Here is a 20,457-nt window from a genome sequence, read left to right as displayed (position 1 = left end):
ACGGTGCATTAAGGTCAACCGCCGTTAATTCCGGACTGTTATCCATCACTTTAAGAAACTCTTTTGTGTTGCGTACATCATTCTCTATTTTGCCATGAAGCTTGTTAACGATATTTGAGTATTGTTTGCCGGCTGCATAAAAGATACCGCCTTTACTGTCAATTTTGAAAATAACTTTATCGCCCTCTGAAATCTCAATGCTGTCATCTGCAAGTTTCACCTCCTGTTCTAATTGATTTTCAAGTTTGCCGTACATCTGTTGTAAAAATTTTTTCTCATTCATTTTTTTCATCCTTTCATTTTTATATAAAAAAAGAGGCAACTTCCTTTAATGGGAATTACCTCTGATTATGCTATTTAGTTTTTTATTCATAGGTTCAAATCCTTTAAGATGAACCTTATATTCTTTGCTGTTTTTGCCTCTGTCGCAGTTCAAATCCTACAAAACAGAAGCATATATCTCTGAGAATCGAGTACGAAAAAGGGTTTGCGGAAATCCCGCAAACCCTCGTCATTGCTGACCAAATCGACATTATATCTTTTTGGTTCGGATTTAGTGGCACGCCCTGTAGGATTCGAACCTACAACCAACTGATTCGAAGTCAGCTACTCTATCCGTTGAGCCAAGGGCGCATACAAATATTAAATTTTACACAAGTCTTTCTTCCGGCACGAATATTTAGTCAGATATTCGATTTTATCCGGTAAACAGCGTTTTAAACAACGTCTTCGAAAGAGTTTTATGTCTATTCTTGTCCGAGCCGTCTAACGGCTGATTTTCTGCCTTAATGCCTCATACACGCAAACCGAGCAAGACACCGCGGCATTCAGTGATTCGCAGCCGCCTACCATAGGAATTATCACATTTTCGGTGCACATATCAAGCACTTTTTCGCTTATTCCGTTTGCCTCATTACCGATAATTATAACACATTTCTGCAAAAAATCAATATCAAAAATGCTTTTTTTTGCGCCAAGATACGTTCCTATCAGGCAAAATCCGTCATTTTTGAGTTTTTCAAGGCAATTATCGTCAAAAATCAGGTTAACATTAAAAATACTCGCCATAGTCGAGCGCACGACCTTCGGATTGAAAACGTCAACACAGGTTTTGGAAATCACCACCGCGTCCACACCTGCCGCGTCGCACGTTCTGATGATTGTGCCCATATTACCGGGGTCGGAAACGCCGTCGAGATACACAACCGTTCTTGCCGTTGAAAAATCCGCGGTTTTATTTCTTTCAATCTTTGCAACAGCCAAAATTCCTTGTGAATTAACAGTGTTTTTCATCTGCGAAAAAAGCTTTTCGTCAAACGTATAAATTTTTTCGCACTGCGGAATTTTACCGTCGTAACCGTCTTTTATCACAACAAACGAAATATCCGCGCCGAGGTTTTCCGCGTCGCACACCAACCGCTCGCCCTCCAGTACAAACTCTCCGAATTTATTTCGGTATTTCGCGTCGTTAAGCTTTGCGATATGCTTAAAAATATTATTTTGTGCGCTTGTGATAATTTCGCTCATAAAAAACCGCCCGAAAAATTTTTATAAAAAATATTAAACCGCTATGCGAAAAAGCACAGCGGTTCGAATATTTTTAATTCACTCTTTACATTAAAGAGCAGCTTTTGCTTTTTCAACCAATTCCGCAAACGCCTTGGGGTCTGCAATCGCGATTTCGGAAAGCATTTTTCTGTTCATATCAATGTTTGCTTTCTTAAGACCGTTCATAAATCTCGAATAGTTGATGCCGTTCATTTTAGCGGCAGCGCTGATACGCGTAATCCAGAGTTTTCTGAAATCTCTTTTTCTTAATTTTCTGCCTGTATAAGCATAAACAAGCGATTTCATAACTGCCTGTTTGGCGGTTCTGAAAAGCTTACTTTTTGCGCCTCTGTATCCTTTAGCGAGTTTTAACACTCTTTTACGTCTTTTTCTTGTAGCTAATGCGCCTTTAACTCTTGCCATCGTGAGTACACTCCTTCTCTATATTATTTATACAATATCAATCTCTTGATTGTAGCCTCGTTTGCGGTCGAAGCATAAGCCGATTTTCTTAAACCTCTTTTTCTCTTGGTAGATTTCTTTGTAAGAATGTGGCTTCTGTAAGCCTGACCTCTTTTAACCTTGCCGTTTTTGGTAAGGCTGAATCTTTTAGCCGAAGCTCTGTGAGTTTTGATTTTAGGCATAATAAATAACTCCCTTCTGAAATTTTTAAGTCTTAAAAAGACAATTTTAACATTTGTGCTTTATTATTTCGGAGCGATAACCATAAACATATTTTTACCCTCGAGTTTTGCGTTTTTCTCAACCACCGCAACGTCCTCGATTGCCTCTGCAAACTTGTCGAGAAGCACTTTTCCGAGCGAGGAGTGGTTAACCTCTCTTCCGCGGAAACGAACGGTTATTTTTACCTTATCACCCGATTTTAAAAATTTAAGCGTATGATTAACTTTAGTGTTGAAATCGTTTGTGTCAATCGAAGGCGAAAGGCGTATTTCCTTGATGTTTACAACCTTCTGATTTTTCTTTGTTTCCCTGTCGCGCTTTGCAAGCTCAAATTTATACTTGCCGTAATCCATAATTTTGCATACGGGCGGCGTTGCCTGCGGAGCAATTTTAACAAGGTCCATTCCGTTTTGTTCGGCAATGTTTAAAGCCTCTTTCGAGCTCATAACGCCGAGCTGGTCGCCGTTTGCGCCGATAACACGGACTTCCTTATCTCTGATTTCTTCGTTAATCATTAAGTCTTTATTACTGATGACAAAGCACCTCCAAAATAAAATAAAAAAGCAGGTGAAAATCCACCTGCCTTTACGCGTCAATAAAGTTAAAAACCTTAAAATCAAGCCGTAAACCTTACCGATACCTTTAAACCGTAAGGTGAGAAATGGATTTTCTACTTTAATTTTGGCAAAATCTGATATACTCAAATCCAACCACCAATAGATACTACCACAAAATCAAACATTTGTCAATAGTTTTTTAAAATTCTTTTTCCAAAAACGAAATATCTTTTTCGATGGTTTTCAAAACCGCCTCTTTTGCCGGTCCGCCGATGATTTTTCTGCCCTCGACGCAGGTTTTAAGGTCAATCGCATAATAAATATCGCCGTCGATTTCGGGGCAGATTGCCTTGTATTCGTCAAGCGTAAGCTCCGAAAGCGCCTTGCCGTGTTTTGTGGCATAAAGCACTGTTTTTCCGACAATTTCGTGCGCTTTTCTGAACGGAATGTTTTTGCGCACAAGATAGTCCGCAGCGTCGGTCGCATTGGTAAATCCTCCGCCTGCGCCCTTATACATAACGTCCTTGTTGAATTTCATAGTGTCAAGCATTTTGGCAAACACGGGTATGCACAGTTTCACCGTGTCAACCGCGTCGAAAATGCACTCCTTGTCCTCCTGCATATCCTTATTGTATGCAAGCGGAATACCTTTCATAACCGTCAAAATGGTCATAAGCGAGCCGTAAACACGTCCTGCTTTTCCGCGGATAAGTTCGGCGACGTCGGGGTTTTTCTTCTGGGGCATAATGCTCGAACCCGTCGAACAGCTGTCGTCCATCTCAACGAATGAAAATTCGTTTGTGTTCCACAAAATAAGTTCCTCGCAGAAACGCGAAAGGTGCATCATTATAATTGAAAGCGCGCCCGACATTTCTATCACAAAATCACGGTCGGAAACGCCGTCGAGCGAATTGTAGGTTATACCGTCAAAACCAAGCTCCCGAGCGACAAATTCACGGTCGAACGGATACGTTGTCGCCGCAAGCGCACCCGAGCCGAGAGGCATAATATTTATGCGTTTTCTGCAATCGGCAAGACGCATAATATCACGCTCAAACATCTGCGTGTAGGCGCACATATGATGTGCAAGCGTTATGGGCTGTGCCTTTTGAAGATGCGTATAACCCGGCATAATGGTGTCGAGATTGTCTTTCGCAATATTTATAAGAACGCGCAAAAGGTCTTTGAGCATTTTTATAATTTCGTCGGTTTCGTCGCGCAGATACATTCGTATATCCAGCGCAACCTGGTCGTTACGGCTTCTGCCGGTGTGCAGTTTTTTGCCCGTGTCGCCGATTTTTGCAATAAGCATTGTTTCGATATTCATATGAATATCCTCGGCATCAATCATAAACTGCGCCGTACCGTTTTCGATTTCGTCTAAAATTTCGGCAAGCGTTTTCACGATAAATGCGCTCTCTTCTTCGGTTATAACACCGCATTTGCCGAGCATTTTCGCGTGCGCCGTGCTTCCTTTTATATCCTGTTTATACATTCTTTTATCAAAACGGATTGACGAGTTGAAATCGTTCACCAATTCGTCCGTTCCTTTTTCAAAACGTCCGCCCCAAAGCTTCATTGCAATTCCTCCAAAATGTATGTTTTGTATAATTATACAACGTTTTTTAATAAAATGCAATACGTTTGTAAAATTTTTTATTGACAAGCTAACGGATTTTAGCTATAATTCAAGTGCGGAGGTGCGATATGAAAAACAATGCGAAAACAAGCACAAAAGAGAAAGTTTTAAACGAAAGCCTGCGCCTTTTTGCCAAAAAAGGTTACGGCGCGGTCGGTGTTGCCGAAATTGCGGACGCGGTAGGCATTAAAGCGCCGTCGCTTTATAAGCATTTTACCGGTAAAAAAGCGATTTTTGACGCGATTATCGAGCGTGTGAACAATGCCGACACGGAATATGCCGATGATTACGAAATGCCGTCCGAGCCGAAAGACGACAATGGCGGTGAATATAAAAATATTGATGTTGAAAAAATTAAAGAGTATTCAAAAGCAATGCTTCTGCATTGGACGGAGGAGGAATTTTACTGCAATTTCAGGCGTATGCTGACGGTTGAGCAGTATAATTCGGCGGAAAATGCAAAGCTTTATGCGCAGTATATCTCGGTCGGTCCGCTCAAATATATGGCTGATATTTTTGAGGAAACAGCGCATAACGGGCAAAATTCAAAAATGCTTGCACTAAAGTTTTACGCACCGATGTTTTTTCTTTACAGTCTTTACGACAACGAAACGGCGGACGACGGCAGTGATAAAAAATCGGGCGCGAAGAAGGAAATTCTTGAGTTGCTTGATAAGCATATTGATGATTTTTTTGCCTCTTTTCCTCGCTGATTTTAAAAATGAAATATAATTTTAAAAAAATCCCCGAAAACACTTGACAAACGCGCGGAAATAGTATATAATACCAAAGGTATCGGGGTGTAGCGCAGCTGGTAGCGCACATGACTGGGGGTCATGGGGCCGCAGGTTCAAGTCCTGTCACTCCGACCAAATTTATATTCCGCATAACAATGGATTTTTCCCACTGTTATGCGGAATTTTTATGTTTTGCATTTGCTCAAAAACACACATTCAAACGTAAAAAAACACATAAAAAAGTTGTCAAAAAGTTGTCAAAACTTGTTCTAATAAATATCCCCGTTCAAAAACATAAAATTATAATAGTCCAGCACATAACCGCAGGGGATATGCTCGGCAACAGGCTTATATCGTCCCCCGAAATAGCTGAGGAAAAAGGTTTTTGCCTCGGCATAATCAAAATTTACAACCGATTTACAGAAATCCTCAAATTTCCAATCAAACGGAGCAATGCATATTTTGCGCACCTCGCCGCATGTATTGTTCGGCGCAAAGCACCACTGCTCTCCGACGGGAGAACACATATAAATCGGCTTGTCATACTTTTTCGCCGCCTTTTTGTCACCCGTCGAAAAGTGATTGTTTGCCGCACCGCCTGCCGTACCGCCGTGCGTGTGCAGAATTGCTTTGCATTTTCTCGCAAGGGCAGAGTCAATATACAACTCTTGTTGGTCTTTTCGTCCGATTTTAAGCCCGTCCCAGTAATATCCGTTTTCGTCCTCAAATACGTATGCGCCAAGTTCTTTATACATTGCAATGCTCGCACAGTTTGCATACATACCGAAATTGACGGCGCACTTGTCAACCGTATCAAAATGCGTCTTAACGTCCGATACCGTCACAATGCCGCTTTTTTCTTCATAATCAACATACAATCCCATATTCTCGGCAATAAACCTAATCGGTAAAAATGTTCTGTCGTTCTTTTCAAACGGCGCAACATCGTTTGTGATATTCTCGCCGTTAACTTCAAAAATATTGCTTCCTGCCTTACATTTTATCTGCAATGTACGTCCCAACCTTTCTTAACAGCCACTTGAAATCATCGTCGTTCCAAGTGCCGTTATACCATTTCTCCGTATCGGATATAATTCCTCTGTCGCTCATCAGCGCAATGGTATCGTTAACCGACATATATTCTTTCTCGGTTTTAATCCCCGTAAATTCGCAAATGCCCTCAAAAATTGCCCTTGCAATCATCTCGGGCGACCGCATAAGATTTGCGTTTTCGGGATTTGTTATAAATCCCATTTCAATAAGTATCGCCGGCATATTTGTGTGCTTTAAAACGCCCAAGTTTTTGCGCTCGACTATTTTCTCGCTTCTGCCGTCCAGTCCCAAAGGGATAAGTTTTTTAATTACCGCGCTTGCTAACCTTTCCGCGGTTGAATTTTTGGAATATACGCAAACGTGCGCGCCTTTCGCGTCTTTGTCCGCCGACGCGTCGCAGTGGAGCGAAATAAAATAGTCCGCCTTAAACTCATTCGCCTGCATATACCGATAGTTTATGCTCCTGTTAAACGTCGCCGCCACATTGTCCGCAAGTTTGTTGCGCGAGCATTTCACGTCAAATCCTGCGTCAGATAAATATTTTGTAAGATACGAACCCACAAAATATGAAACGTCCTGTTCTCTTAAGCCGTTCCCGGCCGCGCCCGTGTCCGCACCCGAATAGTTGTGCCCCGGGTCAATAAATATTTTCATTTTGTATCACCTCATTATTTGTAGGGGACGATGCCCACATCGTCCCGTCAATTCATCATATGCCCGTCACTCCTGCGCCGCGCCATCATCACCGTTGCTTTTTTTCTGCAAAATGTCAATTCCCTTTTTGATAACGGGCGGAATATACACGTCCATAAGACCGAGATTTTCAATTATTGATATAAGCTCGTTTGCGCAATAACCGCAAATCACACTGTCGCGGATAAAATCGACACCCACAACCAAATCAAGCCTGTGCGCCGCGCCGACAAGCAACAAAATTGCAACCTTTTTGCACAATCCTCTAAAACCTGCCTTACTGTTGTAGCCTCCGCTATCGCTTTTCGGTGATTTCTGAAAAACAAACGCAACCATAAACCCTGTTATGTAGTCAACCGTCATAAAAATTAAAAGCGCCTGAATTGCCATTGTCAAGCCTCCCAAAAAGTAGGCGGCAATTCCGCCCATAATAGACACGAATAAATTAAAATATACTTTCATTTGTCACTCCTCCGTTTCTTCAGTTTCTTCAGTTATTTCAGTTTCCGCAGGTATATCGCGAACCTCGTATGTTTCGGTTATATCCTCGCCGTCAGCGTATTTTTTGCTCAAATACTGCGTTTCCGCATCGTATTCGGGCATAATCGCCGGAATAAGTTTTTTATAACCAAAACCCTTTAATTCGTCCTCCGTCGGTGAAAAAATCTGCTTGATAAGCTTTTTTCCGACGTAAAACCTAAGCGGTGAACCGTCGTATTCGGTTACTTCGTTCTCGTTTTTGAATAAATACATTTTGTCCATTTTAAAATACCTCCGTTATTTTTTATAGTATTCTTACGGCTTTTTGACAAGAAGGTGTGACCCGAAGAAACAGTACGAGGACGAGAAAGCGTTGCGGCAGTCAAATAAGAACGCTCCGGCGCCAGTACCGTAGCTCCAAGCACCGCCGAGCAAGAGCAGGCATTCGCCTGTGTTCTGATAATAGTAATCGGGAACAAAGGTTGATGGCTTTCCAACTGCTGCTGACGGGAACATTACCCACGGGGCTTTTTCATCATATCCGAAAGCGGACACATAACCACTTGTTTCTGCATTTGAATATCCGACCGCTCTATATTTGCCGTCATAAACACCGTCTGCGTAGTCTGCTATGCTGTTCGCATAATATACGACCCCGTCTTTGATATTTACGCCGTCAATAAATCTGAATAGCTTTGCGTGGAAGCCCTCAATGCCGCGGTAATTCACGTCTGCAAATGTGTTTGTGTAATTGTTTTCTCCGGCGAGCCAACCGCTTTTACCGTTTAATGCATCGCAAGAGCCGTTCAATGGAGCAACATTCCACATCATATTTCCGACAGCAATAGTAATTGGGTCCCCATCAAATGTGATTGTCGTTTGCCCGGTTTCCTCATCTGTTATGATAGCCGTTATCGTTCTCGGTGTTGTTGTTTTGTTATTTGCACCCAACGATGTGCCTATTTCGATACGTTGCCCGAGCTTGTAGATGTTCTTGTAAGTAGACGCAATGGTGATTGTGTTTCCGTTTGTAGTTTCTTCAAGGGCTTTATGATTTGCTGTGAAAGACAACTTGGAAGCACCGTTGCCGAGGGCAGACTGCGAGTGAGTATTTGCATACTCCACTAAATAAAGCAACTGCAACGCATCTACACAAGAAATATCCTCAATACCCCATATAGCACCTTTGTTTCGGGCGTATGTGCGGAAGCTTGCTCTTGTCGTTCTCACTCTCGGCTGAACGCCCGTAATACTTTGTAATTTAACTTTGTTGTCGGTTTCATCAATGTATGAGCTTGCATTATATGCCGAATGAAAAACTTTGCTGACTTCTTTTCCATTGTCGATGAAAAGAGGGTGCAGCTCATATCCGGGGAGCTTTGTTCCACAAATCCATATTTCCTCTTCAATACCAGTTTTAATTCGTTTGTAATAGAATTTGGGTATTTCTACCATCACATCGCCATTTGTACCATCCCTTTCAAAGGACGGCTCTCCGAGATACGCAAGGACGTTTCCGTCAGCGTCAATGTTGCACGTCTTAATATCACTCCACGGATATATACTATCAAAATCATTTTGCACATAATCCGTAGTTCCGCGGTGTGCATTTGCAACAAGACCCACAGCGTTTCCAAGTCTATCGCACAAAGTAGAAGCCGTGCCATTCCAACGCACTCCGTATTCCTTAACTCTTTTCCTTACAACGTTATGCATTTTACGTCTTGCATAATCTGCATAAATCATATCGGCACCCCCTTATAAATCATCGTCGTTGGCTTTGACAACGGTATCGTTGCCCGTTGTTTCTGCGGTACTCGGTGTGTAATCGTATTCAGCGTAGGATATGCGCCAGCCGTACACATTTGCACTGTTTTCAACCGCAATAATGCCCCAGTCGAAAAACAACGAATAAATCTTGTTTGCCTCAGGTGTAAAGTCAAATTCCGTCATACCGTATATTGACTGTATCGTGACCGTCGGTGCCGTTGTACCTGTGACAAAATCATATTGAATAAAATCACCGTTCTGTCCTTGAGGCAGTGTAAGCGCAACACTTGTGCTTGATGTATTGTTTATCGAATACAATGTGTTAACCGCAAGTGTTGTCGGTGCGGTTGCGGCCGTTACGGGGCGAACACTGCGTACTGCATAATCGAGATTTGACGGAACGATTGGTTTGTAACTTTGTTTTCTTGCATCTATTTCTTCATTTTTGGCAGCTGAAATAGACATAAGAGGATACCTTTTTCCCGCTGAATGCATAGATATCATACTTGTTCCGTATTCGGGCGCAGCCATCACAACACCCGGACCCTCAGTTGCCCAATCAAAAAGTCCCTTTATTGGAGCATGGTCATTTCCCCTTATAACCTTAATCCAACTATATGATTTTGTACCGTCAGTTTCGTTTGTTGTGATACTCACGCATTGATATAATTTTGTATTTGCAGTATCTAAATACATCTGCCCGACAAAATCAGCCTGTGTCGATGAAGTCGGTGCGCCGTTGCCTTTCAAATAACTTTCCGATACAATAGTGTTTCCGTCAATGTCAACATTTTTATTATTATCCGGCTCAACCTTTTCGCCGTTTACCGAAACGGATTTTATCTTAATTTCTTCATCGGTGTACTTTTTTGCTTTTTCATAATCGGTTGCACCGGAAAACTTAAGATTTGTAGTGTCTTTCAGCGTAAATCCCAAATTATTCATCCGTAACCCTCCAGTCAAGAATAAAATCGCCCTTGAAAATTGTTTTAACTTTGCCGTCAAAAGAGCTGAATTGTATGTCATACACATATTGCCCCGGTTCGATATTCGCCGTATCTCTCGGCAGTATGTTTATATCCGCCAAATTGCCGTTAAAATCTGTAACTTCCTTTTTAAGCAAATACGTGTCGTCCGAATAGTTTTTCTTTACCGAAAACGTCACTTTGTCGCCTTCCTCAAAATCACCGTCGTTGTTTTGCACAGTAAAATTCTGTGTGTTTCCGCATATCATTTTTAAGTTGTATTCCATTTTCGCACCTCCTAAAACAATGTAATCTTAAGTCTTAAATCGTTATGACCACTGCTCCAGCTCGTTCCTCCGCGGTAATTAAGTCCTGTTGCTGTGCGTTCAAAAAATACCGTTGTGCTTTGCATAGAAAAACATTCCTCGGACCACCCCGAAACCGGTATAGTAACAAATGTATCTTCTTTCGCATAAAACGAGTCCCACTTGTCACTTCGCCAAATATATCTTGCCAAAATCCCGTTATAACCGGTAAAGTCAAGAGGAAGTGTTCCGGAAATTGCCTTACCTTTATAAATATCAAACGTATATTCCATATCCAGTGTTTTGTTATTTTCAACCGCACCCAAATTAACTTTTGCAACCGAAAAAACACGTTTATCAATGAGCGTGCCGTCCGACGTTACCTCGCAAAGCGGAACATAGTCGCCCTCGGACGGATAGCCGACGGTTGACCACCAAAGGCTACACAAACCGTTCGAAATTTCATTCAGAAAATAATATTTTCGCCCGACACCAAAAGATATTTCAAGTGTGTTTTCAATCACCTTTTTAGCGCCGTTTTCAAACACAACAATTCCGCTTTGAACTATAATTTTGCTCCCGTCTGCCGAAACGGTCGGTTTGCACTTGTTTTTAACGTTCAAATACCCCTTGCCGACCAAATCCTTTGTAATATTGTTAAGCTCCGATGCACCGAATTTTTCTGTGCCGAACCCGTTAAACGAGGTCGCGCCGAGGTCCGTTGCAATCTCATTCAAATCGTTCGCCGTAACTGATTGATTATAAAAAATACCGCTTGACATCTCATTCCTCCAAATCATTAAATTTCGGCATTTCGCCGTAGGTTTCTTCCTGCCATATGTCAACGCTTGAAATCACTTTTTTAACCGTCACATCGCCCGACTGCAAGCGCACAATATCGCCGAGCTTGTATGACGTGCCGAAAATCAAATCTTTTGTTTCCGCCTCAATATCATACTGCGAATTTAAGCGTTTCAGCTCCTTTTCCGCCTCCGCCTTGGTGTTTGACGAAAGCACCGTGTCAATCTTTCTTATGCCCGTTTTTTCTGCCGTTGATATATATTTCCACCGTTTTGCCGCCTCGCCGTCGCCGTTTGTGTATTCTTCTTCATACCAGCCGCCGAACGCAAGCTCCTTGTTTGTGTACGTCGTTGCAAAGTTATATGCGTTTAACAGATTTTCGCTTATAATAAGCTCGTTTTCGGTGTGTTTTAAACACCTGAACATAAATTTTTTGTTTGCGTAATCTGCATAAATCTCAAAACCGCCGTTGTCAAGCTTTAAACAGTCGCTCACAAAAACGTCCGCACTCTGGTATTTGTCGCTTTGAAATTCCACTTTTGCCGTAAAACCTGCCTCATCGCCAAGATTAAGCCACGTGCAGTTTTGCGAAATCATATCGCGCACAATATATTCCGCAGTGCGGTTGTTTGTCTGCTGCGCAGTTGCCGGCGGAAAAACAACCCTGTGCAAAAGTCCCGAAAGCGACATTCCGAATAATGTGCTTTTGTTCTCTTCCCACTTAAAGCCTGTCAAAAAGCCTTCAAATTTGCCCCATTTCACAAAAACTTCGTCTTTTTTGCCCTCGATAACACTTTTCAAACCGTCATCGTCAAAAACAAGCTCAAACGAACCGTCGCCGCAAAACTCGGCGGTTGCGTTCGCCGAAACATAGCCCGTGTCAAGCGCAAACGGGGGAAGAATGTATAAAAGATTGAAGTCAAAATCGTAAAAAATAACGTCGTTCATATAATCACCGCCGCATAATTGTTTGTATATTTAATGTCCATACTTATAATGTCGTTTGCGTCATTGGTAAGAATTTCTATATCGTTTTCGCCGATTGCAAGATACATCTCGGATAAAATACTCGTGTCGCTCAGCTTGTCGGTGATAAGCGTGCCGTTCCGCGTGATTTTGCGCTTCGGAACGTCGATTATAACCGTCGTGGATGAATAAATTTGCGCCGTAACGGTTATTGATTTTCCCGTAGTGTGGTTTTTTACGGTCACCGTGTGGGAAGCGCTCTGCGAATTTTCGCCGTAGTTTTTTATCGTAAAAACAGGATAAACAATAACATCCCCGCTGTTTAAAATGTTTCTTCTCGTGACGCGCTCGGTAGCAACGGCAGGGAGCGAAATTTTCCACTCCGCGCCCTCGTATGCGTTGGGAAAATTGTCCCTGTAACCGCCTATGTTTTTTATAATTTCGCGCTCGTCGTTAAAATACGGGCTCGGGCAGATAAACTGCAAAGCGATTTTCTGCCACTTGTGAAAAATGATATTTTCAACTTCGCACTCCTCACTCATATATGCCGAAATTTTCCGTCTTGTCCCGTCACCGCGGTTGAAATAAATGTCCAAAGGACGGTACAAAATTTTGTATAACCGCTCAACCGTGTACGGCTCGCCGTAAAAATCAAACGACATAGTGATAACGCGTTCAGTGTCGCGGAATTTTTTAACCGTGTGCCCTGCCTGCGAGGGAAAAACAACGCTCGTTATCTCTTTTCCCGAAATTCCCAAACCGCTTATCTCGGTAAGGTGCGCGCACCTGTGCTGTCCTCCGCCGATTTCAAACGTCCCAAACTCGTTTTTTAGTGTAATAAGCATTAGTAACCCCCTCGCATTTTGTTGTAGCTCTGCGCGTCGTTTATGGCTTTTATCTGCTGATGTGTGCTTTCGCCCCTCGACGGCTGTATGTAGTAGTTCGCCGTGTATGTCGTGTTGCCGGACACCGCCGCCATACGTCCCGATGTCAAAACAATACTGCTGAATGCGGCGTTTATCCTGTCGGTAATATCCGGCATAATTTCTTTCATTTTTTCAATAAACCCTTCGCCCCAGCTCTTCGCGTTTTCCTCGCCGTTCTCTTCAAACTTCGAGTTAAATTCCGACATTTTGTCCGTCACGGCGCTTATTGCTTCTTCCGCCTCATCGCGGTACAAAATTTTCGATATATCCTCGCTTGCCGACTGTTTTTCCGTCCATTGTGCAATATAACTGTCGAAATCGGCGTCCGATAATTCCAAAAGCGCGTTTGTAAACTTAATGCCCTCGTCAACGCCCATATCGCGCATAACGTTAAAAAATTCTTTCGGCATTTTCTTTATTTCTTTTAAATTGGTAAGATTGTCGGAAAATTTGTTTAAATCCGCCGTCTGCTTTGATAAATCGTTTAATTCATACACTTCTTCAAACTGTTTTTTGCCTGTTAAAACTCCCTTTTTCTCATCAAAAGTGTATTCAATGCCGATTTCCCTGTCTTTCTTGGTGTAAAGCGCGCCATAGCCTTTAAGCTTTTTTGCCATACTCTCCTGCGCCTTTTCCACCTCTTCAATGGTATCAAAAACCTCCTCCGCCATTTTCTTGTATTGGTCAACAATTTCTTTTTGAGCACTTTTAATGTCTTTCTGCCGTGCGTCGTAAATTTTACGCTCGGTTTCGGCAGTGTCTTTCAACTTTTCAAGATATTTCTTGTCGCTCTCGTTTTTGCTGTTTTTAAGACGTTCGCTCTCTTTGTTGTATAAAATTTCGCTGTCAAGAAGGTTTTGGTTAAGTTCGTCCAAAACTTTCTCAACTTCGGTGCGGTTGTCCTCAATGCCCTCGGCAATACCGAGCGCAATCATCTTGCCGACCTCGTCGCGCATAACCTTCGACGGCGAATGTATGCCGAAAAAGTCCTTTATGCCCTGCGTAATGGTATGTGCAAACGATTTTATTTTGTTTAGAAGCCAGTCCTTTGTATTGATAATGCCTTTCCACAATCCCTCAACTATGTTTTTGCCGACAGATACCATATTCCCGAACCACGCTTTTACCTGTGATATAAGGTTATCTACCCAGGCGCGGAATTTCGGGTTGAGATTATACAAAAGCTTTATCGCTCCGGCAATCGGATTTGTAATAAAAAGGATAATATCCTTCCAGTTGTTTTTTACAAAGTCAATCGCTGCCGAAACTGCCTTTTTTATTCCGTCCCATAAGCCTGTCCAAAAATTACGGAACGCCTCCGACTTGTTCCAAAGTACAACAAAAGCCGTAACAAGTCCGGCAATCAGCGCTGTAACTATTCCTACGGGGTTAGCGTTCATTGCCGCGTTTAATGCCCACTGTGCTATCGTTGCACCCTCGTTTGCCGTTTTGTATGCGGTCCACGCCGTGGTAAGTGCACTTACCGCACCCGATATTGCACTTGCGGTTTTAAGTGTTACAAATGCCACCGCAAGCCCTGTAACTATCGGAGTAAGATTTTCAAAAATTCCTTTCAACGCAGGAAACTTCTCGGAAAGTTTGCCGCCTATGCCGTCAAGCACATCACCAATGGCATCTACAACCTTTTGAAACGTTTCGGGAGCGGTTTCCGCAAGCGAAAACGCAAGCTCCGCCGCCGCGTCAAGCAAGCCGGGTAAAATCTTTTCGGTCATTTCAGGAATTTTTTCTGCAATTAACGGAGCTTTTTCCTTTATTGTTTCAGACATTGAATTTAAAACACGTTCAATAACCGGCGACAAATTATCGCCGAGAGTTTCAACGCTTTTCAAAAAGTCATCAAAAAGCTTGTCAAAATCCGCGTTAGGGTCAGCAAGCCCGACCATAAGGTTTTCCCAGCTTGCCTTTACCATACCGAGCGAACCTTGAATTGTCGTCGCCGCCTCCTCGGCAGTTGTACCCGTTATTCCCATTTCGGTTTGAATAACGTGTATAGCCTGCGTTATGTCCGCAAAAGATGAAATGTCGTATTTTATACCCGATAATTTTTCAGCGTCCTGCAAAAGCCTTTGCATTTCCTCTTTTGTACCGCCGTAACCGAGTTTTAAGTTGTCAAGCATTGTGTAATTCTGCTTTGCAAAACCCTGATATGCGTTTTGTATGCTCTGCATATCAGTACCCATTTTGTTGGCGTTGTCCGACATATCTATAACAGCTTGGTTTCCGTATTCCGCCGCTTTTTCGGTGTCATTTCCAAGGCTTTGCAGAAGCGACGCTGAAAATGACGTTATGGTATCCATATATTGATTTGCTGAAAGCCCTGCGGCCATATATGCGTCATCGGCATACTTCTGAACCTTTGCACTGCTGTCCTTAAAAAGCGTATCTACACCGCCGACAAGCTGCTCAAAATCTGCGTATGCCTTTACCGCTTTTGTGCCGATTGCCCCAATCGCCGCTCCTGCCGCAACAAATCCCGCTCCTATAACCTTGCCTGCGGTTTTAGCAGCATTTCCGGCTTTTGATAAAGCTTTTTCAAGCTTCTTACTGTCGCCGTCAATTTCTATAATCAAATTGTTCTTTTTAGCCATTTATTCACCACCTTTGCCGTTTTTTTGCATAAAAAAATCACGTTCCTTTTTTAGAAACGTGATAAAATCAAAATACACTTGACAAAACATCGTCGGTATTTTGCTGATTTGCCTTTGAAGGAAGTTTATATTTTGCGCGTTCTTTTTCCCAATACCGTTTTTGTTCTTTCGGAAACTGCGAAAAATCACCGCTTCTCGCAAAAGCCCTGTGCCAAAGCATAGTTTTGTCGTCGCACAAAATAAGGTTAACAAGCTCAATACCCTCTTGATAAGTAAGTCCCCTTTTCATCATATCGGGAAAATATTTCCAAAGCTCCGCATATATCAAATTGCCGTCATAACAAAAGCTTAAACACGGCGCGCAGGCTTGCCCTGTCTTGAAGGCTTTTTCATCCGTAAGATTAAGCCAATCGCGCATTGCGGTGATAATTTCATCAAAAGAGCTTGTATCGGGAATTTTACCGAATATTTCAACAAGCGAGTTTTCAAGCCTTAAAACGTCGTTTGTTTCAAAAGCCGTTAAAAACCTTATCCACACAGAAAAATCCGTATTTATTTTTAATTTTTTGCCCCCGACAGTAAGAAAATCGGGGGCATTTTCACAAAGAAGGTTCATTTTATGCGGGTTAAAAACGAATTTATAACGTCAGCCTGCGGAATTACCTTTTCCAGTATTTCCATTTTCTTTTCGAGTTCCTTTTTGTCCGCATCATTTTTCTGACCCATAAAAAGGTCTTTTGCGGTATGCCAAACTGCTGAAAGATAGTCGAGATTTGTCTTTTCCGCTTCGGGTGCGATTTTTCCGAATCCGCCCCTGCCGAACAAGGCAATTAAATTTTCCTTGTAAAAGTCGTATTCGTTCATAATGCCCGCTTTTTTTGCAAGTTCCGAAATTTTATCGTTAATTTCCTTGGTTCTTGCCGGAAGCTTGAGAACCGTACCGTCGGTAAGCTCTATTTCCTGCTCCTCAAATTCAAAATTTATCCTTTCCGCCATTTTGCTGCTCCTCCTTGATATTATCATCGTTCAATGCCGTATCGGTTGTTTTTTCGGCGGTGTCGGCAGCTTTAGCCGCAACCGCCTTTTTCCTTGCCTTGCTCACCGTTTTAACCCCACTGTCAGCACTTAAAACAGTGGGGGAAATCAGTCCTGTGACGGTGTAAACGTTATGGTTTTAACCGTTTCGTCATTACCGCCGTCGGGAGTTGCAATAACCGCAACTCCGATAACCTTTTCGGTTTTAACTCTCAAAGTGCCGCTATATGTAAGCGCGTCGGTGCCGTCGCCGATTGTCGAACCGACAATAGACATTTTTCGTTCAACCGCCTCAAATCCTCCGCTCGTAACAGACTTGTTAAAATCAACCGAAACAAACGAGCGGACCGCGTCCTCGCCGAGCTTTTCGCCGTCAATAATACCTGCAATATCTGTGTTAACCGCGTCACCGTCAAGCATATCAAACGTAAAATCAAAGCTTACGCTGATTCCGGTAACATCGGTTTCCTCAAAATATTCGTCAACATATTTTCGCGTGTATTCCGTCGGATTTTTGTTCTCGGTAAGTGTTGTAAACCCCTTTAAACGCGTATATGTCACCGTGTCCGAACTCTCCGCCTTAACTCCCATAAACATTCTTCTTTTAGGTCTTAATACAATTTTAGACATTTTCATTCCTCCATTTTCTTATTTATGAATTTTTCCATACTTTTAACAAGTAAATCGTCTTTCTTTTCTTCAATCGCCTTTACGTCCCACCTGCTGTACCCGTTTGCAATTTTAAGGTTCTCGTTTGTCTTTATTTTTTTAACACCCTTGCGCGACCAAAAATTTATTCCGTCCGGAGTAAAACCGCCCTTTTTGTAAACAGGGTCAACCATTTTTTTGCCGTAATAAATATATGCCGAATAAGGCGAGCGGTAAATTATCTGTTTTGGCTTAAGTGTAACAAGCCTGTTTAAATTTCCGTCGCGTTTCGGCACATAATCACGTGTCAGCCTGTGCCATTCTTTAGCGCCCCAAAACCACAAATCATCACTTTTGCACGTTCTTATAAGCTTGGTAAAATCAATGTTGCTTTTAACGGTAACGTCCAATTATTTCACAACCTTTATAACCTTTTTTGCAGGATTTTCAACATAAAACCGAACGCTTATACCGTATTCCGAAATAGCTTTGCTTTGGTCGCTGTCGTCCTCATATGTAAGCCGAAGCGACGGATTGGGTGTCAGCACCTCAAACATATAGCAGTTTAAACGTTCAAATTCCGGCAGATTATCGGTCTGCGACTGCTCAATAAGCCAGTCGATAGCGTTCTGAATTTTGCGTATCTGCAAAAGATTTCTTTCCGCATTGTCTTCATATACCGCAAGCATAAAAACAATCTGAATATCAAAATAATACGGCTTTACAGGGTTAAAAACCACACTGTAACCGCCGTCCTGATACTCGCTCGGCACTGCATCGTACATATTCGAGCTTGTGTCAGGCTCAATGTAAATTTTCTTGTCTTTTAAAAGTGCCGAAAGCACTTCAAGCTGCGGAAAGTTTTGCGCATTTGAGGCAAGATATTCATAAATGCACTCGAAATTTGTCTTTAATTCCGCCATAAATCCCCCTTAATAAACCTCAATGTGGTTTGTCCGCCAGTCCTTAACGTTAAACACTTCATATCCCGACACCGTCATCATATTTGTGCCGTATTTTTCTATAAGTGCGTCGTATTCTTCAACGCTTTTCGGAACTTCGTCGGGTATAATGTCAAATACAATCAAATCGCCCTTGCCGAGCGTGAAAAAATCCGCCCGTTTATCCCTTGGCGCCGAATAATATCCGTCCTCCGCTTTTTCCGCAAAACAAGGCGGTTTAAATTTTTCAACATTCTTTATGTAAACGGTAAACTTTCCGCCCGAAAGCGATATTGCTTTTTTTGATTTGTCATAAATACCGCCCTCACAGGCGCAGCCTTTAAGCACGTGCTTTTCCCAAGATACTTTTTGACCCGAAAAGTTCGATTTCGGAATCTGATTGATAACGGTAAAAGTTTTGTCAAACAAATTTGTCAGCATAAGCACGCACCTCTGTATAAAAGCTTGCCGAGCCCCGCGCCGTAAAAATAATTTTCTATAATGTCAACCGCCTCCGCGTCGGCTTCGTCTTTTGAAAGGCGCATATACGTCACACTCTCGCTCATACCGCCGAGCGACCGGCTCTCGCTCTGAATGTTTGCACCGTCAAAAGCGTTTGCTTCAAAATGGATTAAAAGGTCAAAAACGCAGTCGCTCACCGCTTGCGGCACGCCGGCAGTGCGTATCATTTCCGATAGCCTTTCGCCCGTTTTCCCGCCTGCCTGGGCATTTATAAGACGTTCCGCTTTCCGCAAAAGGGCGGAGAAAGCAATTTCACTCTTTTTGCCGCCCATACCAACATAATTTTCATATGTCAAATACATTTTAATACCGCCTTTATTTTTCTTCCGTTTCAGCCTTGTTCTCGGCTTTTGCGTTTTGTTTTTCAGCCTTGTTCTCGGCTTTTGCGTTTTGTTTTTCAGCCTTGTTCTCGGCTTTTGCGTTTTGTTTTTTAACATCTTCTTTGAACGTAAGTCCCACACATCTCATATTATCAACTCCTCATAAATTGAGGACGGCAGATTGTCGGTCTGCCGCCCGTATAAATTTTTAATTATGCCTTGTGGTGCAAATAAATACCTGCAACCTTGTTTTCGTATGCGTCTGCCAAGCCGTATGCACGATACGGGAATTTCCAAGCGTCCGCAGTCTGATTTTCGGCGGGCGAAATAACCTTGTTAACGGTGTGTTTTGTATACTGCAAAATTGCCGATCTATGTATTACCATAAAGTTAATATCCTTTGCGGTCGAAGCCTTAACATAACCGCCGACTTTTTCATTCACACCGCTGTCCTGTGATGATGTATCGGTCACACCGTCATAAAGGTCAATCGCAGTGTAAAAACGTGTCTGCGGAACAAGGATTTTGCTTGAAAATCTCGAAAGAACCTCTCTCGACTTGGTTGTGTCCATATCCTGAATAACGCCGTCGAGAGTAGGGGTGATGAACAAAATTCTGTTTTCCATAGGAACCTCGTCCTCGTCCATTTTGGTAGTTGCCGCACGAAGCGCAGTTATAACCGACGCACCGTCCGAAAGGGTTGCACCGGCAGATACCTTTGAAATACCCGAAATTGCCGCGTAAGTTGCATATCTGAAAGCATCCATTTCGGGCGCAACCTTTGTTCTTATAAATTCGGATACAAGCTGACCGAAAGCAATGCCTGCGGTTTCCTCGTTGTCCATAGCGTCAACATCAAACATTCTGCCCCTGTCGTAGTTAAATTTAACGGTTTCGTGAGTGATTTTAACATCACCGCTTACATATCCGCCGTTGCGCGAATAATCCGCCAAACCGTCCATAGAAATTTTAGGTATTACAATTTCGTTTGCGTTTGTGCCTGCGCTCACAAGAGTGTTGTCACCGTCAAGAATACTCGATGTTGCACTCTGCTTGTATACTTTGTCCAGTCTGTCAATGTACTTTTTAAATAATGTTATTGAATTTGCCATATTTTTTAAACTCCTTTATTTTTATTTTGTTGTTATTCCCATAATAGCGTCGATTTTTGCATCGTCCAAGCTATTCGAAAATCCGCTTCCGCCGCTCTCATACACCGTAGTTTCACGCGGAATGTCAAAGGCAACACCGTCGTCCT

28 protein-coding genes and 2 tRNA genes are annotated in these 20,457 nt (G+C 42.6%); 2 read left to right on the top strand and 28 right to left on the bottom strand.

Annotated elements, in window-relative coordinates; genetic code table 11:
* The 7 genes from H8706_RS10665 to argH form a co-directional block, all read right to left on the bottom strand.
* The coding region (locus tag H8706_RS10665; RefSeq protein ID WP_262432619.1) for a hypothetical protein at nt 1-283 on the bottom strand (283 nt) is incomplete at its 3' end.
* 274 nt (nt 284-557) lie between these two features.
* Nucleotides 558-633: transfer RNA gene (locus H8706_RS10660), tRNA-Arg, on the bottom strand.
* Nucleotides 634-765: 132 nt separating this feature from the next.
* Nucleotides 766-1,527, bottom strand: a complete 762-nt coding sequence (locus H8706_RS10655) for a TrmH family RNA methyltransferase (RefSeq protein WP_262432618.1) — start codon at nt 1,525-1,527, stop codon at nt 766-768.
* A gap of 90 nt (nt 1,528-1,617) precedes the next feature.
* Nucleotides 1,618-1,971 (bottom strand): 50S ribosomal protein L20, encoded by a 354-nt coding sequence (gene rplT, locus H8706_RS10650; protein WP_262432617.1) that lies wholly within the window; start codon nt 1,969-1,971, stop codon nt 1,618-1,620.
* Between the two features lie 23 nt (nt 1,972-1,994).
* On the bottom strand, nt 1,995-2,192 hold the full coding sequence (gene rpmI / locus H8706_RS10645) for a 50S ribosomal protein L35 (RefSeq protein ID WP_262432616.1): 198 nt from the start codon (nt 2,190-2,192) through the stop codon (nt 1,995-1,997).
* Between the two features lie 63 nt (nt 2,193-2,255).
* A complete protein-coding gene (infC, locus tag H8706_RS10640; protein ID WP_262432615.1) occupies nt 2,256-2,747 on the bottom strand; it encodes a translation initiation factor IF-3 in 492 nt (163 codons plus the stop codon).
* Between the two features lie 241 nt (nt 2,748-2,988).
* Nucleotides 2,989-4,368, bottom strand: coding sequence for an argininosuccinate lyase (argH, locus tag H8706_RS10635; RefSeq protein WP_262432614.1), 1,380 nt, complete (start codon nt 4,366-4,368; stop codon nt 2,989-2,991).
* A 128-nt stretch (nt 4,369-4,496) separates the two neighbouring features.
* Between argH and H8706_RS10630 the strand changes: the two genes are divergently transcribed.
* Together H8706_RS10630 and H8706_RS10625 are read left to right on the top strand one after the other, a co-directional pair.
* Complete coding sequence (locus H8706_RS10630) at nt 4,497-5,141, top strand: TetR/AcrR family transcriptional regulator (RefSeq protein ID WP_262432613.1); 645 nt, start codon at nt 4,497-4,499, stop codon at nt 5,139-5,141.
* 83 nt (nt 5,142-5,224) lie between these two features.
* A tRNA-Pro gene (locus H8706_RS10625) sits at nt 5,225-5,300 on the top strand.
* Nucleotides 5,301-5,434: 134 nt separating this feature from the next.
* Here H8706_RS10625 and H8706_RS10620 read toward each other — a convergent pair.
* From H8706_RS10620 to H8706_RS10520, 21 genes are all read right to left on the bottom strand, one after another.
* Entirely contained in the window at nt 5,435-6,175 is a 741-nt protein-coding gene (locus H8706_RS10620; protein ID WP_262432612.1) for a copper amine oxidase N-terminal domain-containing protein, read from the bottom strand.
* The gene (locus H8706_RS10615; protein ID WP_178348278.1) at nt 6,159-6,872 is read right to left on the bottom strand and encodes an N-acetylmuramoyl-L-alanine amidase family protein; all 714 of its coding nucleotides are present in this window, start codon (nt 6,870-6,872) and stop codon (nt 6,159-6,161) included. Before H8706_RS10615 ends, H8706_RS10620 begins: the two co-directional genes overlap by 17 nt.
* Nucleotides 6,873-6,938: 66 nt before the next feature.
* The gene (locus H8706_RS10610; protein WP_262432611.1) at nt 6,939-7,373 is read right to left on the bottom strand and encodes a phage holin family protein; all 435 of its coding nucleotides are present in this window, start codon (nt 7,371-7,373) and stop codon (nt 6,939-6,941) included.
* Nucleotides 7,374-7,376: 3 nt separating this feature from the next.
* Nucleotides 7,377-7,673 carry a hypothetical protein gene (locus tag H8706_RS10605; RefSeq protein WP_178347217.1) on the bottom strand — a complete coding sequence of 99 codons (297 nt, stop codon included), beginning with the start codon at nt 7,671-7,673 and terminating at the stop codon, nt 7,377-7,379.
* Between the two features lie 33 nt (nt 7,674-7,706).
* Nucleotides 7,707-9,137, bottom strand: a complete 1,431-nt coding sequence (locus H8706_RS10600; RefSeq protein WP_262432610.1) for a hypothetical protein — start codon at nt 9,135-9,137, stop codon at nt 7,707-7,709.
* A gap of 12 nt (nt 9,138-9,149) precedes the next feature.
* A complete protein-coding gene (locus H8706_RS10595; RefSeq protein WP_178347219.1) occupies nt 9,150-10,106 on the bottom strand; it encodes a hypothetical protein in 957 nt (318 codons plus the stop codon).
* Nucleotides 10,099-10,413 carry a hypothetical protein gene (locus H8706_RS10590; protein WP_178347220.1) on the bottom strand — a complete coding sequence of 105 codons (315 nt, stop codon included), beginning with the start codon at nt 10,411-10,413 and terminating at the stop codon, nt 10,099-10,101. Before H8706_RS10590 ends, H8706_RS10595 begins: the two co-directional genes overlap by 8 nt.
* Before the next feature lie 11 nt (nt 10,414-10,424).
* Entirely contained in the window at nt 10,425-11,213 is a 789-nt protein-coding gene (locus H8706_RS10585; protein ID WP_262432609.1) for a hypothetical protein, read from the bottom strand.
* 1 nt (nt 11,214) lies between these two features.
* Nucleotides 11,215-12,180 (bottom strand): siphovirus ReqiPepy6 Gp37-like family protein, encoded by a 966-nt coding sequence (locus H8706_RS10580; RefSeq protein WP_262432608.1) that lies wholly within the window; start codon nt 12,178-12,180, stop codon nt 11,215-11,217.
* Nucleotides 12,177-13,043, bottom strand: a complete 867-nt coding sequence (locus H8706_RS10575; RefSeq protein ID WP_262432607.1) for a phage tail family protein — start codon at nt 13,041-13,043, stop codon at nt 12,177-12,179. Before H8706_RS10575 ends, H8706_RS10580 begins: the two co-directional genes overlap by 4 nt.
* A complete protein-coding gene (locus H8706_RS10570; RefSeq protein WP_262432606.1) occupies nt 13,043-15,733 on the bottom strand; it encodes a phage tail protein in 2,691 nt (896 codons plus the stop codon). Before H8706_RS10570 ends, H8706_RS10575 begins: the two co-directional genes overlap by 1 nt.
* A 67-nt stretch (nt 15,734-15,800) precedes the next feature.
* On the bottom strand, nt 15,801-16,349 hold the full coding sequence (locus tag H8706_RS10565; RefSeq protein ID WP_262432605.1) for a Gp15 family bacteriophage protein: 549 nt from the start codon (nt 16,347-16,349) through the stop codon (nt 15,801-15,803).
* Entirely contained in the window at nt 16,346-16,729 is a 384-nt protein-coding gene (locus H8706_RS10560; RefSeq protein WP_262432604.1) for a hypothetical protein, read from the bottom strand. Before H8706_RS10560 ends, H8706_RS10565 begins: the two co-directional genes overlap by 4 nt.
* Nucleotides 16,707-16,835, bottom strand: coding sequence for a hypothetical protein (locus H8706_RS10555; RefSeq protein ID WP_262432603.1), 129 nt, complete (start codon nt 16,833-16,835; stop codon nt 16,707-16,709). Before H8706_RS10555 ends, H8706_RS10560 begins: the two co-directional genes overlap by 23 nt.
* Nucleotides 16,836-16,876: 41 nt before the next feature.
* The gene (locus tag H8706_RS10550; RefSeq protein ID WP_262432602.1) at nt 16,877-17,398 is read right to left on the bottom strand and encodes a hypothetical protein; all 522 of its coding nucleotides are present in this window, start codon (nt 17,396-17,398) and stop codon (nt 16,877-16,879) included.
* Between the two features lie 2 nt (nt 17,399-17,400).
* Nucleotides 17,401-17,826, bottom strand: a complete 426-nt coding sequence (locus H8706_RS10545) for a hypothetical protein (protein ID WP_262432601.1) — start codon at nt 17,824-17,826, stop codon at nt 17,401-17,403.
* The gene (locus H8706_RS10540) at nt 17,827-18,339 is read right to left on the bottom strand and encodes a hypothetical protein (RefSeq protein ID WP_262432600.1); all 513 of its coding nucleotides are present in this window, start codon (nt 18,337-18,339) and stop codon (nt 17,827-17,829) included. It abuts the gene before it with no gap.
* A gap of 9 nt (nt 18,340-18,348) precedes the next feature.
* Nucleotides 18,349-18,798 carry a hypothetical protein gene (locus H8706_RS10535; protein ID WP_262432599.1) on the bottom strand — a complete coding sequence of 150 codons (450 nt, stop codon included), beginning with the start codon at nt 18,796-18,798 and terminating at the stop codon, nt 18,349-18,351.
* On the bottom strand, nt 18,792-19,181 hold the full coding sequence (locus tag H8706_RS10530; protein WP_262432598.1) for a hypothetical protein: 390 nt from the start codon (nt 19,179-19,181) through the stop codon (nt 18,792-18,794). Before H8706_RS10530 ends, H8706_RS10535 begins: the two co-directional genes overlap by 7 nt.
* 13 nt (nt 19,182-19,194) lie before the next feature.
* On the bottom strand, nt 19,195-19,347 hold the full coding sequence (locus tag H8706_RS10525; protein WP_262432597.1) for a hypothetical protein: 153 nt from the start codon (nt 19,345-19,347) through the stop codon (nt 19,195-19,197).
* A gap of 64 nt (nt 19,348-19,411) precedes the next feature.
* The gene (locus tag H8706_RS10520; protein WP_262432596.1) at nt 19,412-20,311 is read right to left on the bottom strand and encodes a hypothetical protein; all 900 of its coding nucleotides are present in this window, start codon (nt 20,309-20,311) and stop codon (nt 19,412-19,414) included.
* Nucleotides 20,312-20,457: the final 146 nt, after the last annotated feature.

Origin of the sequence: Qingrenia yutianensis (assembly GCF_014385105.1) — a bacterium.
In the GTDB taxonomy this organism is placed as follows: domain Bacteria; phylum Bacillota; class Clostridia; order UMGS1810; family UMGS1810; genus Qingrenia; species Qingrenia yutianensis.
Note: the sequence above shows the minus strand (reverse complement) of the source record. Positions and strands in the feature narration are given on the sequence as shown.